Raw genomic sequence first — 20,469 nt, 5'->3', positions numbered from 1 at the left:
AACATTCAATCCTGTGATGCAAGCTCCGCACACTCCTCAACGACACATTCCACCGACAGCGTCGTCGCGGCGATGGATCGGCCCTTTCTGCATTGCTGTCTTGTCTTGGTCAACAGTTGCGATCTGTCAAACGCTTACCGCACAAACAACGATCGAGGTATCGACGCTAGCGGAATTGCGAGCGGTTGTCCAAGAGAGCGATCAATCGGTCGTAATGAAACCGGGCCACTACAAGGTTACTGATCTAGACGATCGATCCAGAAACCTTCGCTGCTCGGGGTCGAATAACATCATCGACTTGTCAGATGTGCATATCACAATCCCGGTTGGAACAACCTCCCGTAGTCTTGTCACGATTTCGGGGGACAATAACGTTTTCAAAGGTGGCAGCTTCGAAGATGTCTACTCGAACGGCTTGGACGAGGTCATCGACTTCAGTGAGTACAATCGAAACCGGTCAACGTTGGCCAAAGGACTTGAGGGTAACGCTGTCCTCACGGTAACAGGGGACGACAATACGGTTGCTGACGTTGGGATGGTCATCAAAGGATCATTCCCTTATGGCTACGGAAGTCTGTACGGAATTGGTGCCGACAACGCATATGGCCTGGACAAGCGATGCGGAATTTTGTTGAAGGGCAAACGCAACGTTGTTCAAGGCTGCACTCTGCATCAGCGAGCGTTTGGCCATGGGATTTATATTCAGAGTCCAGCCGACAATACCGTCGTCAGGGATTGCTTTGTCGAAGGGGTCATGCGACCAAGCAATGATCTGTACCTAGAAACCCATCCGAAAGATCTTCCTGTTCGATCAAACTACAAAATCCCTAGTTTCCGAGCGAGCAGCGGGCAAGACCGAAGCAGATCGCGAGGTCGGCGAAGAAGTGGATACCGGGGCAACCGTATAAGCGATGGCCCACCGATTCCCAAAGACATCATGATCCCACTGTCAGAGGACGGAATCCGAGTCTATTCCGGCGGCGGAAGTGTCACCGTCGAAAACTGTACTGTCAAAAGGATGCGAGGCGGAATCCGGCTGTATCTCGCCAGCGATGCGATCGTGAAGAACAGCACGGTCATCGATTGCGGACATACTAACTTCAACATGCCGAAAAACGGCAGGGTGATCGGATCCATCGGGAATTTTGCCTACGCTCCACTGAGTGATTTTAGGTTATCCAAAGCAGCTCAAAACATTGAACTGACGATTCTGCCCTCTCCCCATGCCATTGGCACCCACAACGTAGCGGACATCCTGGGCGACGATCACACCATCGTCTTCCACCGCACTGAAGGACCTCTCGCTACTGACCTTCGTCCGATTGTGGTCACAGGTGATCACTCGACGATCCGGAACGAAACCGAATACCCGATCATTCTGCAGTCAACGACGGAAGGAAATACCGTGACGAGCTTGGGTCCTGTCACAGACCACGGCAGTGGCAACCAAGTATCCCGGATAGCGCATCCCGGTATTCAATTGTCTCCACCTGAAACCCCATCCGACTAACGCATGAGAGCTTGAGTCTTCTGCTATCGGCGAAAAAGGGGCTAGCACGCCGGACGGTGCCTTGTGTGATCCAACGCACCAAACTCATGACGATCACCGGAAAGATGACGTATCGTTTTAGCACCTGGGTCGTGAGCAACATATGAACCAGTTAGGCAAAGCCACTGAACGAGCGATGGGGATGAGCGATGCCGTTTGGGAGCGTCACACCAATCCCTGGAGCGGTTGGACTCGTGTTGCGACTTTGCCCATGATTGCCATCGCCATTTGGAGTCGCGTTTGGATCGGTTGGTGGTTGTTGCTCCCGATCGGTTTATCTGCCGCCTGGATCTGGATCAATCCGAGAATTTTCCCGCGTCCCCAGTCCGTTGACAATTGGATGTCCCAGGGCGTGCTTGGCGAACGCATCTGGCTGGCAAACGAACCCGGCATAGTAGACGCACATCACCACCGGGTCATACGAGTCCTTACCACAATTTCGGGGCTGGGAGCACTGCTGCTGATCGGCGGACTGATCTACTTGAACCTCACCGCTACACTGCTCGGGCTATCCACATCGATGCTCGGCAAACTCTGGTTCATCGACCGAATGGTATGGATCTACCGGGAGAATGCCGACGTGGCGTGACCATGGCATCGACACGAATCTATACTAAATCGTACTAAACTTGCCGCCTGCCGATATCTGAGTTGCCGTGACTGAAACAAACGATTTAGACCGAGGTCAAATCGACCGCGTCATTATGATGGCTTGGGAAGACCGCACCAGCTTCGACGCAATTCGTGACCAGTTCGGATTATCGCCTGGAGAGGTCATTAAGTTAATGCGGCGAGAGATGACGGTGAACTCCTTCAAGATGTGGCGAAAGCGAACCGATGGACGCACCACTAAGCATGAAGCCAAATTCGCCGTGACCGATGCCGGAAAACAACCACGACGTTTCCGTGCGAAATCTCAACACGGTTGAAAAAACGCCTGAACTCCTCTTAGGGCGTATTGGGTGAACCGTACTCGCTCCACCATTGTTTCGCTTCGCTACGCGTCCACGGTATCTGTTCAGCAATAACTTGCAGAGAAGCGATCAACTCGCCAATGTCGGACGCTCGTTGATTCTTGTCTTTTGCCATGCATTCGCGTACCCACTGGTCCAAACGTGGATCAATCATCTCGTCGCGGTGGGTCATGATTTCGATAGGTAGCTGAGTCATGATCAACCCGAACATGGATTGTGGGCTGCACTCAACAAACGGTGGATTGCCCGCCAGCAAATAGTAAGCGATGCAACCGATCGAATAGATATCGCTGCGTGGATCCATTAATGACGGTTCACGGAAACGCTCGGGAGCCATGTACATAGGGGTCCCGGCCCAGATCGATTCCGCCGTTTGAAACATCTCTTGATCGGGCTCGATGGGTTTCGCCAAACCGAAATCGAAAACCACGACCCAGTCGCCTACAACGGCATCAAACCGCAGCATCACGTTTTGCGGCTTCAGGTCGCGGTGCATCAACCCTTTCGAATGTGCCTCAAGGATCGACTGGCAAATTTGCTGCAAGATCCAAACCACACGCCCAGCCGGCTGAGGCCCGCTTCGTGCGACCACTTCCGCCAAAGTGATTCCTTCCAACAACTCCATCACACAAAACGCATCACCGTGCTCAGTATGCCCAAAATCATAAACCGACACGCTATGTGGACATGAAAGCGTCGCAGCTAAAAGTGCTTCCCGATCAAAACGCTGACGGTCGTCATCATCTTGGCAATCGCTTCGCAACACCTTCAATGCGATATCACGCCCCAGATCAAGATGCTCAGCCCGATAGACCACCCCCATCCCTCCGGCACCCAATTCGTCTTTGATTCGGTAGCGACCTAAAGGTGTGTTCAATGATTCCAAATGACGCATTCGAACCTGTTGCCACACCGTTATCAACGACGCCATGGCAATCCCCCACAACGACAGTTGGCTTGCCCAGGGCCACGAGTAGGTAAACGGTACCGCCAGGAAAGGCATACTCGACTTGGATGCTGCTTCGACTTTCGGATCCACCATCTGCTCAGCAATCAAGCCAACATCGAACGGGTCCAGCCACTTCCACGCACCTTGTCGGTCGTGACCGGCATACCCGGAGTACGGCTCCATGCGAAGTACGCGTTTTGTGGCGTGTCTTGCGTTTGCCGCAGCAATGGTTAGCGGAAGAACATTGTCGAGCACGCGGGATGAGCCCATGCTTTGCCGAGAAACATTAGTGGCATATTCGGCGACACGAAATTCGCCCGTCACTCTTTCGTCACTCAAGGAGTTCGGCTCCATCGGTAACCCGATGAAACGACGGGCCTCAGGACTTTCCGATTGCATGACTCCGTTACGGTTAACGAGATACAAATCTATCCCGTTTTCGCGTCCTATGCGATTGAGTGTTTTCGATACTCTGCTCCAAGATCCCGCCTTTAGCAGCATGACTGCACCGATTGGCTCGTCTTCGATGCCTTCGGATATTCCGGTCCTCGCGAGCCCGCCATGGTACACCGGCACGAGCCAACCGGTCCGTGCACGTTGGGATGGAGACCGTAAGCCAGATGTCAGCTCACGCGTGATGTAGACCGAATTTCCATCCAGACATGTTCGCAGTCGAGTGACGAAATACTGAGCCCTACTCGCTGAAAGCTGTCCTGCCTCTCGTTGGCCCCGCAATCCTTTGGAAGCAATAATCGAATTTAGTTCGCTATCCCAAATCGCTAGTTCCACCTCATCATCCTGCAACCAGGGCAAGGCAGTGATTCGTGCTGCAGTCGCGGCATCGTAGTCAATTGACTTTGATCCAGATGCCGATCCAGAGTCATCCGTCTGGATACCCTCTAGAATTTCTCGTGCAGCCGGAACGAATGCTTCTTGAATCTCGAGCTTCTCTGAATCGAGTAGCAAACGGATCTGCGACTCAGCGTGCGTGAGAGACGTCGACAAAACATGCTTTGTATAACGCTGCTGGCTTTTGTCAGCCTTTTGTCCGGCCCACCATGCTGCACACCAAATTGGCGCTATCATCGTGGTGGCCAAGGTCAGCCATAACGGCAACCAGTTCCAACGAAATCGACTCGAGCGTCTTGCGGTTATCAGCGATGGGCTGCCGTCAGCATCAACAAAACGCTCCGCAGCTTTTGCTCGCTCGGACTTACGCTTAATGGGAGTAACGTCGCTACGCGGTGCAGCGTACGTCCGTTGGGCGCCGGCAACCGTTGCAGAAGAACCGTGATTGCGACGGGCTATGGGCTTACTGGCATCACGGCTTTCGGATTTCGGATTGGGTCCTTTTGACGTCGACGCTTCTTTCGGCGTTTCCGTGCCGATCACGTCGCCTCGTGTCGTCAGGGTTTCATCGTCTGCGTTTGGGCCGCGTTCTCTTAGATGAGGCGGCAACTCCACCGGAACGGTTTCGTTGCCTTCCCTGGACGCTGCAGCGGAATCATGTTCCCGCAATAGCGAAATCACTTCCTGGACAAGCGAGGCATCTCCATCAGTTTGTTCGCGAAGAAAGGATTCCCATTGCGACGGCTGAAGCTCTTCGGCTTCCCAGAATAAATCTTGGATTCTTTGATAACGCTCGGCGTCCACGCTGACTATGTCTCTTGATTCGAAACGTCGTTTTGACCAGCTACGGGAACATCCTCGCTATCGGATTCTTCGGGATCTCGCAATTCCCGTCGCAGCCAGGCTCGAGCCATCGCCCACTCTTTTTCGACCGTTCGAAGTCCGATGTTCAATTCAGCAGCAATTTCCTTCATTGCCAGACCGCCAAAAAAACGAAGCTCCACGACCTTGGCTTGCCGCGGGCTAAGTTCAGCTAGCGTCAACAAGAGTTCGTCCAAAGCAACCACGTCATCGTCACGATCGAGCACGAAGGTGACTTCATCGTCAAGCTGCCGGCGCAACCAGCTTCCGCCTCGCTTCTGTGCTCGGGTACGGCGGGCATGATCAACCAGAACCCGCCGCATCACCGTCGCACCGATGGCAAAGAAATGCGTCTTACCCTGCCAATTAACCTCATTCTGGTCCACCATCCGCACGTACGCTTGATGGACCAACGACGCACTGCTGAGTTTTTCCTGGGCTGGCTCAGACTGCAAGAATCGGCCGGCCATCCTGCGCAAGTCCTCGTAGAGGACGGTGAAGAGCTGATCGGTCTTCTTTCCGTCGCCCTGATGGCTTGATTGCAGGATTTTGGTGACCGAATTCATTTCAATTGACTTAAACGCGAGGCGGTTTTCAGTGTCGTGGCATGGATTTGCACGATATCACCAATTCTATCAGCGTATCCCCCCGCCATGGAGATCGCCACTGGGATTCCGTGGGTTTGACACCACCGCAAGACGGTCTCGTCGCGTCTTCGCAGCCCCTCGAAGGTCAAGGCGAGCCGGCCCAAGCGGTCATGTTCGAATGGATCCGCCCCAGCCAAATAGATTGCCAAATCGTAGGGACCTCTTTTCAATATCTGGCCCAGAGCATCTTCGAGGGCCGTCAAATAGGTCTGGTCGCCCGTCCCATCGGGTAATGCAATATCAAGATTACTAGCAACTTTTCGCAGCGGAAAGTTCTTGACGCCGTGAATGGATAACGTCATGGCGGAATCATCATCGGCAAGAATCGACGCGGTACCGTTGCCTTGATGAACATCTAAATCAATCACCACCGCTCGATCGATCAGTTTGCGATCTTGCAGTACGCGAATCGCTACGGCCGCATCATTAAAAACACAATACCCTTCGCCCGCGTCGGCAAATGCATGGTGCGTGCCACCGGCCAGATTGGCAGAAACGCCGTCAGCTAAAGCAGCCTGGGATGCAGCGATCGTCGCACCGGTGCTACGTCGTGATCGCTCGACCATTTTAGGTGACCATGGGAAACCGATCCGCCGAATTTCCGCAATCAACAAGGTGCCCTGCGCTACCCGGTCAACGTAGGCCGCATCGTGGCAGAGGAATAATTGTTGGTCAGTTGCAGCGGTGGGAACCAACAATGTATCGTCGCGATGATCTGGCGATGCGACGACATGACGGCGCAGACACCGGTACTTGTCCATCGGAAAACGATGCGTTGCGGGTAAAGGCAACTCGAAATGGTCGGTATAGTAGAGTCGCAACGTCGCTGATCTCCTTAGTCGATCGGTATCCATCCACCTTAACTAGGTAGTCGCAAATGCAGGACCGTCTCAACGGCATGAACCCCTCGAAGATCGCTGAAAGCTCATTTGGCCAGGACTCGCAAGGATCGATGCCAAGCGGGTACGCCCAAAACGATTTATCTCACCTGACTTCGTTTGCGCGACCGGGCCAAGTCATCACGTTCGCGTTGGCTAACGGAATCCTTGTCATGGCTGCCATCTTCGGCTTCATGATGATGAATAACGAGCCGACTGCCAACGCCCTTATTCTACTTTCGATCGGCGGTGGCGTATCCGCGGTATCACTCGTTGTGGCGTTTTTACTGCCGAAGATGATCCGATCGCAGGCGGCTAGCCAACTACAAGCATCACCCGATGGAATCGAGCTGCGAAACGGACTTGGGCTGAACGCGCCCTCCGCTCAACAACTCCAACAATGGTCGCTATGGGAAAAGCAATTGCCCACCCCGACTGCTCTACGCAACTTCTTGAGCCAAGACCAAACCGCTACGCTCATCGGGCAAGCGATCTTAGAAGGATCCGCCGTTTTGAACTTAGTAATGGCGTTTCTGGACGGATCCTGGCTGCATTTTGCCTTTGTGCTGATCGCATTCATCGCCATCATCTCGATGCTGCCGACCGCAGGAAAATTGCATCACCGCATTCAATCCGCACTCGGTGCAGGATAAGGCATACGGCGATGCAATCACCTAAAAAGGCCAATTGGGCTCGCTACTTAACGAAAACGCGAAGCCGCTTACTCGAGTAGCTCGATGCGTTGTGCGTGAACGTCCAGTCAGCCGTTTCACCCTGGGAGTTACCGATTCCGATATCTGCGTTTGCACCGGATTTCCAGCTATTAATCGCAAACAGGGTCTTCTTCCCTTCAGTGTCATGGATCTGCATACTGCCATAGCCGTTCACCGGTGCACTGGGTGAGTCACCAAAGTCGTACTTGTTCGAAGACGCACCTTTCACCTTACCGCTGTTCGCCGGGCCGTAGTTATTTGGCCAAAACTCCAGGTTCGCGGTTTTCAATTCACTGGACACGACCTCGCCATTGGAACTGGCCTGGACGTCCACGGATTGAACATTGGTCTGAAACATGGCTTTGGATGCGAGCGTGGGAACGCCGAGCTTGCTGGCATCGTTAGTGAATGCGTCCATGGAAACGAAAATGCTTTTCGATTCCCCGTTGACAGTAACCAATTCAAGCAAGTAAGCGACGCGATTGAACTGGTCGATGGCGCTACTTTGATCAACCGAATACAAAATATTTGATCCGAGCTTTCCCAAATCCAAATCATAAACGAGCTTGTAGTCGTCCAAAGGCAATCGGTTGGCAAAGCTGGGAACTTCGCCACCGCGTACTGCCCCGACGGGAAGACCGGTGCCGCCAACCAGATTGGGTTCAGCAACTTTGTCCCAAGCGAAACGAAACGCCACCGGCTCAGCCACTTTTTCGCTGGTCAGGATGACGGTGTCGCCCTGGATGCTCGCTTCAGCGACCTGGAAACCGCCACTGGCAGGACCAATAATCTCGAAATGACTCGGTGAGTTGGCGTCTCTCGTTTCCAGACCGCCACCCGTGTTGGAAAACTTGACTACCAATCGCTTACCGTCGGTTTGAAGCGATTCAAATTGTGGACTGACAGCCACGATGTCGTCGAAACCGTAATCGTTCTTGAGTGCCAATTGCGCCAACCGCTGGCCCACGACCTGCTTATTGGTGGGGTGAATGTTTTTTACATTGCCCACATCGTTGATGACCACCATGTCGGCATTGGTGATTTCTTTTGCGGCCGCCGCTTGTGCCTCCCAAAAACGTGCCAAGATCGTGGGGTCTTCGGTGCCGTATTGATACGGAGCGATCTGTACGAAGTAGAACGGAAAATCACCTTGTCCCCACCGTTCACGCCAACCATGAACGAGCGCTCGTTTCTTGTCGCGATACAGCATTCCTTCGCCATGGTTGGATTCTCCTTGGTACCAAATGGCGCCGCGGATCGGGTAACGTTCGATCGGGTGGATCATCGCGTTGTAAAGCACCGATGGATCTTGGTGACTTTTATAGGGTGCCATTTCCGTTGGGAACGCAGGCTGCTTAGGAACGGCGGTCTGATCGGCGAGACTCTGTTTCGCTGCGTCAAGCCAAGCCTGAGTGCCGTCGACGTGCTTGGCAATTCCCGCCCGATGCTCTGGTGTATTTGGCGTTCGCAACAGAGTCGATTCATAAATCGACTTAAGCGATTCTTCTTTGGCTAAGCCTTCCAACGGGGTCCAGGGTTCGATTCGTGTTCCGCCCCAACTAGTGTTCACAAGCCCGATCGGCACATCGAGCTTTTCAAGCAGGGTTCGCCCCATGTAGTATCCGGCGGCGGTGAAACTGCCGACGGTGCTAGGCGAGCAAACCTGCCAAGATCCCTTGAAATCATCTTCAGGCAAAACGGCAAATTTCCGCGGCACAGCGATATGACGGATCAGTGGGTGATCCGCATTGGCAATCTCTTCCGTAGCGTTGTCCGACGACTGAACCGTCCAAGCCATGTTGGATTGGCCCGAACAAACCCACACTTCGCCAATTAAAACGTCTTTCAAGACAATCTGGTTGCTACCGCTGACGGTAATTTGGTGCGGCTGTTTCGAAGCCTCCAATGCGGGTAATTTTGCTTCCCATTGCCCACCTTGATCTGTGGTGGCCGAAGCACTGGATTCACCAAGGGAAACGGTGATCGCTTCCCCTGGCTCCGCCCATCCCCACACGCGGATGGGGCGTTGTTGCTGGACGACCATGTGATCCGAAAACACGCTCGGCAATCGCACTTCCGCGGCAACGTGTTGAGAGGAAAATCCGGTCACATAGAGAAAACACGATATCAACAGGGCACATAGCGTGCGACTTTGAAGCATTCTGGGAATCCTGATCATGGTGGGAACTGAAAGGGGAGGGCCGCCCAATATAACCAAAGACAAAACGCTCTGCGCGGATGCGATTTCCACAAACCTCCGTCGGATCAACGCGACGAACAATCAGGCCAGTTCCCCATCCAATTGCCCGAATACTTCCCGCGAGCACCTCGTTGATAACGAAACTTGGCTAGGGCGTTGCGTTGATTTTGGCACCCGTCAAAGGCTGAGCCTGGGCGGTGTGGATCAGATACCGTGCTTCCACGGCCGTCGCCAGACGAGGCATCCCGTCGCAAACCGCCTCAACCAAATCGGCCAATTGCTCGCGACGACCGGCGTCGGTGCAGTCCGACAGTCGGTACGGATCCGCTTCGGAAAGCCGTTTCAACAAATCGCTGACAATACGCTCGTCGGCACCCAATCCAGACTGGGTTTCAAGCGTCGGCAGGTCCACCAGCAGTTTATCGATATCTTGCAACTGGAATAGCAACGATCGAGGGTTCGATTCATCGGTGACCAGCAAGTCGATCGTCGGTGCGGGCTGCACAATGGCAAGGTACCGTGAACGATACGTCATCAGACTGTCGGTCGCATCCAAGATGGCTTCGCAAAGTTCACTCTCGTTAATGACAGGATCTGAAAGTGTGGCCAACAGCAGTTCCGCCGTTTGATGCGCCCGTTCGATACGCCGCCCCAATAAAACGAAACGCCAACCGTGCGTGCGAGTCAAACTTTCAGCGGCCAATCCGCTGAATCCGAGAAGCAACGTGATGCTTAAGTTCAATCGTTCGATCGCGGCGATCACGTTCGCACCACGCGGTCTTGCGCACAACCACTTCGGTGTGCAAACTTCGGAAAATACGATACGCGTCCAACGAAATCCGGTCACGAACGGCAGTCGCGTTTCGCAAGGCTCCTAAGGCCGCCGATTGCAAGCCACGAGTGGTGGTCGTGTCGAACACACTTGCGGGCAACATTGCGTCGAGATGAGGCAACCCGCCTTCGAGTTCAGCGATTGCGTAATCCGGCTCTAACTGTCCCATTGCGGCAAGCGCTTTGACCAACCTTGGCATCTCGGACATTTCGTCTAACTCCACTTCGCCGGCCAGTCGAGTCAGCGTGGTCCGCAACAAACGTGCGATCGATTCACAACGTTCAACGTAGCGGCCCAACCAAAACAAATGCTCTGCCACTCGACTGGGCAACTCCGCTCCGCTGCGCCGAATCTTGATGGTTTCCGAGTCTAACGAAAGCAGCGTGACCTCATGGTCAACCGGAGCTTCGCTAATCACCCAGCAATCTTGAGTTAGCTGTCCGCTGGTGGGCGACCGGCCGAGCAAATCCGACTTTGGACTGACCCGGGCGAGACCTCCCGGCAGAACCTCCACTCCGCTTGCCGACTGGAGCTGAAAAGAACGGAGCGTCAGATGCCACGGCTTCAATTTGCCATCGACCCAAACCGGCGTTTGGCTATGCGAGAGCTTCTCCTGCGCAACGAATCGATACGGTTGGCTTTTGATTTGCTGAATTAGCTTATCTCGCTGTTCGCGAGTGCGGTTGTCCGGTACCGACGGGTTCGCATCATTGATCGCATAGGCGCTTCGGATAATCAGCCGATCGATGTTGTCGAGCACTTGTTGCCGCGGACCATCGTGACCACACCAGTAAGTCGCCACACTCGGTAAAGCCAATTCTTCGCCTAGAAGTCGCTTCGCGGACGCCTGCAGGAAAGGCAGCAGAGCTGGCATTTCAGCAAGTGCGGCACCCATGGAGTTAACCACGGCAACCTGCCTTTCGCGAATCATCTGCAGCAGCCCCGTGCATCCTTCATGGGACATCGGATCCAGCTCTAGCGGATCACACTTGCGATCCGAGACATGCCGCCAGAGCACCTCGATGGGCAACAGACCGCCCAGGGTTTTCAGGTTCAGCCGCTCACCACGCACCGCCAAGTCACGACCTTGAACCAAGGTGTAGCCAAGGTATCGAGCCAAATAGGCATCTTCGAATTCGCGATAACTTCCCGGCCCTGGAGTCAACAACGCAACGCGTGGGTTGTCTCGGGATCGCGGCGCGAGCGAACGGAAGTGCCAACGCAACGATTCAAAGAAGGGAGCCAAACGCCGAACATTTGCACGGCGATGCAGATGAGGTAAAGCCCGACTTAGGACGATTCGGTTTTCCAGCAAATACCCCAGACCGCTCGGGGCACGCGTCCGATCGCCCGTCACCCACCAACGCCCCGCGTCGCCTCGTACAATGTCAAACGCAGTCACATGCAATCTTGGGTTTGCTTGATCGATAACGGCATCAACATGCATCGGCCCATCTGGCCCCGATCGAGACACGGGAGCGTGTGCACGCGTTGGCTGACCAAGTTGGTGATAGGCACGATAGAACCTTGGATTCCCCCACAACAATTCTGGGGGAATGATCCGTTCATGAACCAGATTTTGCGGCCCCAACAAATCGGCCAAGATCGTCTCGAGGATACGCACACGTTGCGCAAGACCACTGGCCAGAACCTGCCAATCTTTTTCTGAAAAAGCGATCGGTACCGTCGCCAGTTGCCACGGCCGGGACGGCTCGATCTGCAGTTTCCCACCGGTTTGATTGGCAGAAAGCCCACCTGCCGATAGCTGGTCTTCCACACCTTCACGATACGGCTGACGAGCGTCGACTTGGAACGTCAGACCGTTTTCGCGTATCAGTTGCTCGATCTGGGTAGACCGATCATCCAATCCCTGTGGACCGATTTCATTGAAAGTCTTTTCAATCGCGGACCAGTGTGGACGAATACTTCCATCGTCCGCGCGAGCCTCGTCATAGCTGCCGCTCTGCTTCTCATACTGTAGTAGTGATAGTGGCAAGGTCGGATCAGCAGCGGTCGACAAAGTAGATCTGGCTCTATGAATGCGTGGGGACCGTAAACGGCGTTACCCCCTCATCATAGCCGACGCAGGTCCATTGTGATCGGGTAGGGTTCCGATCCGGTTCGTGGAGGCAATTTCGGGACGACAATCTCACCTCCGGTCATCGTGAAGGCGTCAAATCTCGCGGCTCGACGTGACTCCGCCTCTTTGGCGTTAATCGGGAAATTGTCCGAGCAAACGCCACCCGGATGGACCGCGTGATAAGTACAGCCACCGACGCTGCGATTCGCCTTCAAATCAATCAAGTCAAACTGCAGAGGGGTGTGGATGCCGATTGTGGGATGCAAGCAGCGTGGCGGTTGCCATGCCCGGTATCGCAAACCAGCGACCGCTTGCCCCGAAACGCCGGTCTTATGTAGCGGAACACGGGTTCCGAAACAGGTAATCGCGTATCGATCGGGATCCATTCCCTCGACCAAAACTTGCAATCGTTCCAAGGAAGAGTCAACGAAACGCGACGTTCCACTTGCCCCCGGCTCCTCGCCCATCACGTACCAAGGTTCAATCGCACTTCGAATCTCGATACGCACACCGTCGACAACCAATTCGCCCATCATGGGGAAGCGGAACTCGTGGTGCGGGGCAAACCAATCTCCATCGATCTCAACACCCATCCGAGAAAGCTCGGCGGTCAAGTTCTGCATATCCTGCCAAACGAAGTAGGGAAGCAGGTATCGGTCATACAACATCGGCCCCCAATTTTTCAGCGGCTCGGTATAAGGAGTTTTCCAGAACGCAGCCACGCAAGCCCGGATCAAAACCTGTTGTGCCAAGCTCATCTGCCAGTGCGGCGGCATCTCCAACCCACGCAGCTCGACCAATCCCAACCGGCCAGTAGAACTGTCCGGCGAGTACAACTTGTCGACACAAATTTCGGCGCGGTGCGTGTTACCGGTCAAATCGACCAAGAGGTCGCGGAACAATCGGTCCACCAACCATGGCGGCACCTCTGTCCCGACCTCGGGTAATTGGGCCAATGCAATTTCCATCTCATAGACGGAGTCAGGTCGTGCTTCATCCATACGCGGCGCCTGGCTAGTAGGGCCGATGAACTTGCCACTAAAAAGGTAAGCCAAAGACGGATGGTTGTGCCAGAACCGGATCATGCTTCCCAGCACATCTGGCCGACGCAAAAACGGGCTATCGGCAGGCTTCGCACCACCTAAAACGACGTGGTTACCACCACCGGTTCCGGTGTGGTGTCCATCTAGATCAAACTTTTCGGTCCCCAGACGCGCCAATCGGGCTTCTTCATAGAGCGTCTTTGTTAGCTCGACCAATGAGCGCCAATTCGATGATGGTTGTGTGTTAACCTCGATTACACCGGGGTCGGGTGTAACCTTAAAGAACTCAACACGCTCATCAGGCGGCGGCAGATAGCCTTCGACCACGACAGGCAATTGCGTCGCTTGACAGGTCTGCTCAACGGCGGACACCAAGTCAAGGTAATCTTCCAGTCGTTGCGCCGGTGGCATAAAGACATGCAGTCGGCCAAAACGAGCCTCTACGCATAGCGCGGTGTGGACGATGTCCTCGCTGGTTGGCAACTCATCGTCGATTTCATCGTCCAACGTTTGCTGGTTGACCGGAGTGGTTGGGATATCAGTAGGCCGATCGAATCGCCCCGCCGCTCCACCGCTGGTACCACCCTGGCTGGCCGCACTGTATGCCTCATTCCCGCGAGGCATCGCTCCGTGCGAGTTCAGATAGCTGGACTGCAAAGGACCATGCGGCATCGTGGGGTCAGCCGGTGCAGTGTAGAAGGCTGCGGTGCTAAACGAGTCGGCAGGCAACCGATCCAACGGGAGTCGCAAGCCAATGGGCGATTCACCGGGAATCAGGTACAGCTTGCCACCACGGACCGGCCATGTTCCGCCAATCCAGCCCGGTTGTGCTTGCCACCAAGCGCGACGCAGCGGCAACACATATCCAACCGGAGTGCCCAACCCATTGCCAAACGTACGCATCAACATGGCGCGTTCGTTAGGATCCTTCAGCCGTGGGTCGGACGGATCAATATCCACGGGCAATCGATCTTCCTTCCACAAGTAATGGAAGATGTCCTCATGAACAGGGAAGGTCATCTTCGCGCTGATACCCAGCTCGCGCGACAACGAACGAATGAATTTCTGCGCATCCTCGTGCGTGTGACCGTAGTCCTTGCCCTCGTCGGCCAACCACTTGTCATCGTGCCAAATGGGTTCGCCATCACGACGCCATACGCAAGTCAGTGCCCAACGCGGAAGCTGTTCACCGGGGTACCACTTGCCTTGACCGTAGTGCAGCAAACTGCCCTTGGAAATCAAATCTGTCTCGGCGAGTTTTTTGCGAAAACGCTTCAACAAGACATTACTAAGAACTCGCTTTTCTTCGCCGACCGCGTCGGTATTCCATTGGGCATGATCCATGTCGTCGATTGAAACAAACGTGGGCTCGCCGCCCATTGTCAATCGCACGTCGTTTTCTTCCAAAATTTCATCGACGCGGTCCCCCGCCTCCATGATTTTTTCCCAGGTCGAGTCCACGTAAGGCTTCGTGACACGCGGGTCTTCATGAACCCGTGTGACCGTCATCTCGTGATCGAACTCAACCTCGCAAGCTTCGTGACCACCACTGATTGGAGCGGCACCGGAATAGGACGGCGTGCAAGCCAGTGGAATATGCCCTTCACCGGCAAGCAATCCACTGGTTGGGTCCAATCCAACCCAACCGGCACCCGGCAAGAACACTTCCGTCCAAGCATGCAAGTCACAGAAATCTTCCGTCGGGCCGGAAGGTCCATCCAGCGATTCTTGGTCCGCAGCTAGCTGAATCAAATACCCCGAAACGAATCGTGAAGCCAATCCCATGTGCCGAAACGCATCGACCAACATCCATGCCGAATCTCGACACGACCCGCTCGACAGAGTTAGCGTTTCCTCGGGAGTTTGCACGCCGGGCTCGAGACGGATCTTGTAGCCGATACGATTCTGAGCGGCTCGGTTGACGTCGACGCAAAAGTCGATTGTGCGATCACTCTTTTTAGGAAGCGTGCTGATCCACTCTTCCAAAGCAGGCGTCATTTCGCCGGGCTCGAGATAGGCTGCCAATTGTTTCTTGGTGTCTTCGTCATACTCGAACGGCCAGCTCTCGGCTGCTTCGTCGACGAAGAATTCGAACGGGTTGATCACCGTCATATCGGCAACCAAGTCGACCGTGACACACAAATGGTCAACCGGCTTTTCAAAGATCAAGCGAGCGATTGGATTGGCGAACGGATCTTGCTGCCAATTAACGAAGTGATCCTTTGGCGAAACCGTCAACTGGTACGACGGGATAGGCGTCCGACCGTGGTAAGCCGGACGCAGCCGAACCATCTGCGGTCCTACTGTAATGAATCGGTCGTACTTGTAAGAAGTCTTGTGATGCAGAGCAACGCGAATCGTCATGGAGAGTTTCTTTCAGGGATTAGGTTGTTTGCTGGAGGTTTCCAATTTGAGTCCGTAACGAATCACGAACTAAGTGGAGCACAGGTGTTTGGCCTGACGTCGGATCGAGGATGGGACAGTAAGGCTGGCCCAAACAAGGTGTCGTTTTCCAGCTAGGCACCGACGGAGATTTGGAAATAGTCTTCACTCATCGAACTTCCGATCTCGTTTAGTTCTTCTTGCAGTCCGTCAACGAACTCATGCATGCCGATCGCAAGGACTTCCTTGACCTCAGTTTCGGCCAATCGTTTCTGTAGCGATTCCAGCACCTTGCTTGAGTTTCGCTGCGTACCTTGGGGTGACGCCTCGTCAATTTGCTCAAGCGACCAACCGGCTGATGCGACACAGTGATGAACCGACCGAGGAAACGTTTTATTGAACAGGAAGAATCCAACCACGTTGTCCAGATCGATGGTGTGGTAATCACGGCGATAAGCTTCGAAACCGCTAATGGCCAGCAACAGCGACGACCACTGAAGATCGTCAATCGCGGTACCGACATGATCCACGCTGTAGAACAAGTTGAAATACTTCACATCCAAGATGCGAGATGTCTTGTCGGCTCGTTCCAGCATCCGGCCCACGTTAGCGAAGTGCCAAGCCGTGTCCTGCGCCATGGTGCTGGTAAGGATCCCGCTCCACTGGATCGTTTGCTCACGCACTTCATCGAAGAACTGGCTATTGCGGTCAAGCAATTCGTTCTTGGATGCTTCGTTGACAAAGTGATAAAACTCGTTGATTTGCTCGAATGCTTCGGACGATAGTTTTTCACGAACGCCGCGAGCGTTTTCACGTGCCGCTCGCAAACAAGTCAGCATCGAGTGAGGATACTCGTTATCGAAAGCCAAGAAGTTAACGACATTTTCCTGATTAGCGACGCCGTACTTTTTCTTGAACCACTCTTCATCGCCGGTGATGCGAACCAACGGGTCCCAAGGGTCCACAAGGTTTTCAGGTTGATCGAGAATCAAGTGGAGGGTCACCTCGAGAAAGCGAGCATGGTTCTCGGCTCGCTCGATCTGACGACTCATCCAGTAAACGGATTCTGCAACGCGGGAAAGCATGGAAGTTGGTTGGGTTTAAAAGGTGTAGTCTGAAAGGAAACGGACACCACAAAGCCGGGGTGCCCCAAAGACCACGATGGCACGAAACGCCATCGCGTCGCCAACAAAAAGCACTACGGCTTCGCAACGTCCTGGCCGGGACTGGCCACAACCCAGGTATCCTTGCTGCCACCACCTTGCGATGAATTGACGACCAACGACCCTTTCTTAAGAGCCACACGCGTCAATCCGCCGGGCAACACATAGACGTCGTCCATGTTGTCAGCACTGGCACAAAGAATGTACGGACGCAAGTCGACGTGACGCCCCTCGAGGGTCTCGCCAACCATCGTGGGCACGCGAGAAAGCTGCAGCGTTGGCTGGGCGACATAGTTGCGGGGATTTTCGCAGATCTTTTCAGCGAACTCTTTCCGTTCCGCTTCCGATGCATGCGGCCCAATCAAGATCCCGTAGCCGCCCGATTCACCCGCCGCTTTGACCACCAGTTCATCCAGGTGTTCAAGGACGTACTTGCGATCTTCGTCACGTTGACACAGGTAAGTCGGTACATTGTTCAAGATCGGCTCTTCACCCAGATAGAACCGAATCATTTCCGGAACGAAGGCATAGACCACCTTATCATCGGCGACCCCGGTTCCAGGTGCATTGGCCAACGCGACGTTGCCGGCGCGATAAGCACGCATCAATCCTGGGACTCCCAGCACCGAATCTTTACGAAAGACTTCCGGATCTAGGAAGATATCATCCACGCGACGATAGATCACATCAACGGGCTGCAAACCATCGGTTGTTCGCATGTAGACGCGATCGTCTTGAACGATCAGGTCGCGTCCTTCGACTAACTCGACGCCCATTTGGTGGGCGAGGAAAGAATGCTCGTAATAGGCACTGTTGTAGACCCCGGGCGTCAGCACCACGACGGTCGGGTTGGGCATGTCAGCGGGCGCCATTTGGCGAAGCATCTGATACAGACGTGCCGGATAATCACTGACCGGACGTACGCTCGAATCCGAGAACGCCACGGGAAAGTTCTTCTTCATCATCGAGCGATTCTGAAGCACGTACGACACGCCTGACGGGCAACGCAGGTTGTCTTCCAGAACGAAGACATCCCCATTGTTGTCACGCACCAAATCGGTACCGGTGATGTGACACCAGACATCTTGAGGCGGACGCAGCCCCATGCATTGCGGCAAATACTGTGGGCAAGAATCCACCACTTCGGCGGGGATCAGCCCCTCTTTGATGATCTTTCGCTCGTTATAAACGTCCGACAAGAATCGGTTCAACGCCCGGATCCGCTGCTTCAGTCCGAGTTCGACATCGGTCCAGACGGATGCCGAAAGGATTCGCGGGACGATGTCGAAAGGCATGATCTTTTCAGTGCCCTGTTCGTCACTGTAGACCGTGAACGTGATCCCCATTTGATACAGCGAACGTTCGATCGCGTTTTGGCGACGAATCAATTCGCCCACAGGCAAACGATTGATCAGGTCGACCAACGCGATCGCGTCAGGACGAGCGACTCCGTTGGCATCCACGACTTCGTCATAGAAACCTTCGGTCTGATAACCGGGCAATTTGGAAACACATTCGTTCCCAGATGGAGCTCCCGGTTCTGTATGGGCGGATTGCGACTGCGACTGCATGGTGTAGAGCCCTTGCGTATTACCGGTCCGCCTACCGGCAATGAGATAGTTGTATATTCGACGCCAGTGTATATGAATCGAATGTCTCGAACAGCGTTTAATTCATCGCATTGGCTAAGGTTTCAACCGAATCCGCAAAAGAGACCCGGTGAATAAGATATTCACAATGCGAAGCATCCACTGCTTATCAATTCGATGCGCGGAACAGGCTGACTGGTGAGCCGAGGCGGCTTCGTCCCCAAATTGGTCAGCGTTCATTGTCCTCGGTTGAATCAACGGCAAGCGATCCCCCCGCATGATATCAGTCACGCTGCAGCCTTGTGCAGCGTTTTCAGTATTGCGCGGCAATGTGCTGCAGCCCGCCATTGGATTGGCACAATGGCGTCAGACTCGCGGTGAACATAAAATACATAACAAGCCGATTGGATTTGCTGTAATTTACGTGACCAAAGTTATCCCTACGGCAGTCTAAGCCGCCCCCGTTTACGCCCAAACAAGGATCCGGAATCATGTCGATCAAGCGAGTTGGAATTCTCACCGCGGGAGGCCTAGCGCCTTGTCTTTCGTCCGCCATCGGTGCGTTGATTCAGTCCTATTCCGAGAAAGCTCCTGAGGTCGAGATCCTTTGCTACCGCTCGGGATACAAAGGCCTCTTGCTAGGCGATAGCTTCCTGGTCACTCCCGAAATGCGAAAGCAAGCCGGCGTGCTTCACGAACACGGCGGCAGCCCGATCGGCAACAGCCGCGTCAAATTGACGAACGTCGAAGATTGCGTCAAACGTCAACTTGTCCAGCCCGGACAAGATCCTCTGCAAGTGGCTGCGGAACGCCTGCAAGCGGATCAAGTGGATGTACTGCACACAATTGGTGGCGATGACACCAACACGACCGCCGCTGACCTGGCTGCGTTCTTGGCAAAGAACAACTACGAGCTAACCGTTGTCGGGCTGCCTAAGACGATTGATAATGACGTCATTCCGATTCGACAAAGCCTGGGTGCTTGGACCGCCGCGGAAGAAGGCGCGAAATTCTTCGAGAACATTGTCGGCGAGCACAACGCCAACCCTCGCATGTTGATCGTTCATGAAGTCATGGGCCGTAATTGTGGCTGGCTGACCGCCGCGACCGCCAACGCCTACCGCAAGCGACTCGATCGCCTGAACTTCGTTCCTGAAATGGGTCTCAGCCGTGAACGTAAAGAAGTCCATGCCGTCTTCGTTCCGGAAATGCACTTCGACCTGACCGAAGAAGCGGACCGATTGCGTGCGATCATGGACAAGCACGATTGCGTCAATATCTTTATCTCCGAAGGTGCGGGAGTGGACACGATCGTCCAAGAAATGGAAGCCCGCGGCGAAATCGTTCCTCGCGACGCATTCGGACACTACAAGCTCGACGCGGTTAACCCCGGGAAATGGTTCGGCAAGCAATTCGGCGAAATGCTCGGTGCCGAAAAGACGCTGGTTCAAAAGAGCGGCTACTTCAGCCGAGCGGCTCCCGCCAATTCCGACGACGTCAAACTGATTGCGAAATGTGCTGAAAAAGCCGTTGAATGTGCGATCGCTGGCGTGGGCGGAGTCATTGGCGAAGACGAGGATCAAGGTGACGAGCTACGAGCGATTGAATTTGATCGTATTCGCGGCGGGAAACCGTTCGACATCAACCTGACTTGGTTTGAAGAATTGCTTGGCGAAATCAACCAAACCAAGGGGTACGTTGTCGAAACCGAGCATGCGTGAAACTGAATCGGTATGGAACTGAACGAGGGTTTCACGTAT

Annotated in this window: 12 protein-coding genes and 1 pseudogene; 5 read left to right on the top strand and 8 right to left on the bottom strand. The window is 54.3% G+C overall.

What is annotated here, in order from left to right:
* Positions 1 to 100 precede the first annotated feature (100 nt).
* The 3 genes from ACR3ZL_RS04110 to ACR3ZL_RS04100 all read left to right on the top strand — a co-directional run bounded on the left by ACR3ZL_RS04110 (position 101) and on the right by ACR3ZL_RS04100 (position 2,478).
* Complete coding sequence (locus tag ACR3ZL_RS04110) at positions 101 to 1,510, top strand: right-handed parallel beta-helix repeat-containing protein (protein ID WP_473649162.1); 1,410 nt, start codon at positions 101 to 103, stop codon at positions 1,508 to 1,510.
* Between the two features lie 142 nt (positions 1,511 to 1,652).
* Complete coding sequence (locus ACR3ZL_RS04105; protein WP_473649163.1) at positions 1,653 to 2,138, top strand: DUF6653 family protein; 486 nt, start codon at positions 1,653 to 1,655, stop codon at positions 2,136 to 2,138.
* Between the two features lie 67 nt (positions 2,139 to 2,205).
* Positions 2,206 to 2,478, top strand: a complete 273-nt coding sequence (locus tag ACR3ZL_RS04100) for a TIGR03643 family protein (protein WP_473649164.1) — start codon at positions 2,206 to 2,208, stop codon at positions 2,476 to 2,478.
* Between the two features lie 19 nt (positions 2,479 to 2,497).
* On the opposite strand, the gene ACR3ZL_RS04095 is transcribed toward ACR3ZL_RS04100, so the two are convergent.
* Genes ACR3ZL_RS04095 through ACR3ZL_RS04085 form a run of 3 tightly spaced genes read right to left on the bottom strand, consistent with a single transcriptional unit; the run spans position 2,498 to position 6,650 of the window.
* Entirely contained in the window at positions 2,498 to 5,125 is a 2,628-nt protein-coding gene (locus ACR3ZL_RS04095) for a serine/threonine-protein kinase (RefSeq protein ID WP_473649165.1), read from the bottom strand.
* Between the two features lie 5 nt (positions 5,126 to 5,130).
* The gene (locus ACR3ZL_RS04090; RefSeq protein WP_473649166.1) at positions 5,131 to 5,748 is read right to left on the bottom strand and encodes a sigma-70 family RNA polymerase sigma factor; all 618 of its coding nucleotides are present in this window, start codon (positions 5,746 to 5,748) and stop codon (positions 5,131 to 5,133) included.
* The gene (locus ACR3ZL_RS04085; protein ID WP_473649167.1) at positions 5,745 to 6,650 is read right to left on the bottom strand and encodes a histone deacetylase family protein; all 906 of its coding nucleotides are present in this window, start codon (positions 6,648 to 6,650) and stop codon (positions 5,745 to 5,747) included. The genes ACR3ZL_RS04090 and ACR3ZL_RS04085 overlap by 4 nt, the downstream gene beginning before the upstream one ends.
* Positions 6,651 to 6,727: 77 nt before the next feature.
* Between ACR3ZL_RS04085 and ACR3ZL_RS04080 the strand changes: the two genes are divergently transcribed.
* Complete coding sequence (locus tag ACR3ZL_RS04080; RefSeq protein WP_486173227.1) at positions 6,728 to 7,360, top strand: hypothetical protein; 633 nt, start codon at positions 6,728 to 6,730, stop codon at positions 7,358 to 7,360.
* 43 nt (positions 7,361 to 7,403) lie between these two features.
* Here ACR3ZL_RS04080 and ACR3ZL_RS04075 read toward each other — a convergent pair whose 3' ends face one another.
* The 5 genes and pseudogenes from ACR3ZL_RS04075 to ACR3ZL_RS04055 form a co-directional block, all read right to left on the bottom strand.
* On the bottom strand, positions 7,404 to 9,581 hold the full coding sequence (locus ACR3ZL_RS04075; protein WP_473649169.1) for a sialate O-acetylesterase: 2,178 nt from the start codon (positions 9,579 to 9,581) through the stop codon (positions 7,404 to 7,406).
* 187 nt (positions 9,582 to 9,768) lie between these two features.
* A pseudogene (locus tag ACR3ZL_RS04070) lies at positions 9,769 to 12,448 on the bottom strand (circularly permuted type 2 ATP-grasp protein).
* Positions 12,449 to 12,525: 77 nt separating this feature from the next.
* Entirely contained in the window at positions 12,526 to 15,939 is a 3,414-nt protein-coding gene (locus ACR3ZL_RS04065; protein WP_473649170.1) for a transglutaminase family protein, read from the bottom strand.
* Positions 15,940 to 16,091: 152 nt separating this feature from the next.
* The gene (locus ACR3ZL_RS04060) at positions 16,092 to 17,042 is read right to left on the bottom strand and encodes an alpha-E domain-containing protein (RefSeq protein ID WP_473649171.1); all 951 of its coding nucleotides are present in this window, start codon (positions 17,040 to 17,042) and stop codon (positions 16,092 to 16,094) included.
* A gap of 113 nt (positions 17,043 to 17,155) precedes the next feature.
* Positions 17,156 to 18,691, bottom strand: coding sequence for a circularly permuted type 2 ATP-grasp protein (locus ACR3ZL_RS04055; protein WP_473649172.1), 1,536 nt, complete (start codon positions 18,689 to 18,691; stop codon positions 17,156 to 17,158).
* A 509-nt stretch (positions 18,692 to 19,200) separates the two neighbouring features.
* Between ACR3ZL_RS04055 and ACR3ZL_RS04050 the strand changes: the two genes are divergently transcribed.
* Positions 19,201 to 20,430 carry a pyrophosphate--fructose-6-phosphate 1-phosphotransferase gene (locus tag ACR3ZL_RS04050; protein WP_473649173.1) on the top strand — a complete coding sequence of 410 codons (1,230 nt, stop codon included), beginning with the start codon at positions 19,201 to 19,203 and terminating at the stop codon, positions 20,428 to 20,430.
* Positions 20,431 to 20,469: the final 39 nt, after the last annotated feature.

This window comes from Rhodopirellula sp. J20-39 (assembly GCF_057365095.1).
The sequence above is the reverse complement of the archived record's forward strand: the minus strand, read 5'-3'. Positions and strand labels throughout refer to the sequence as shown.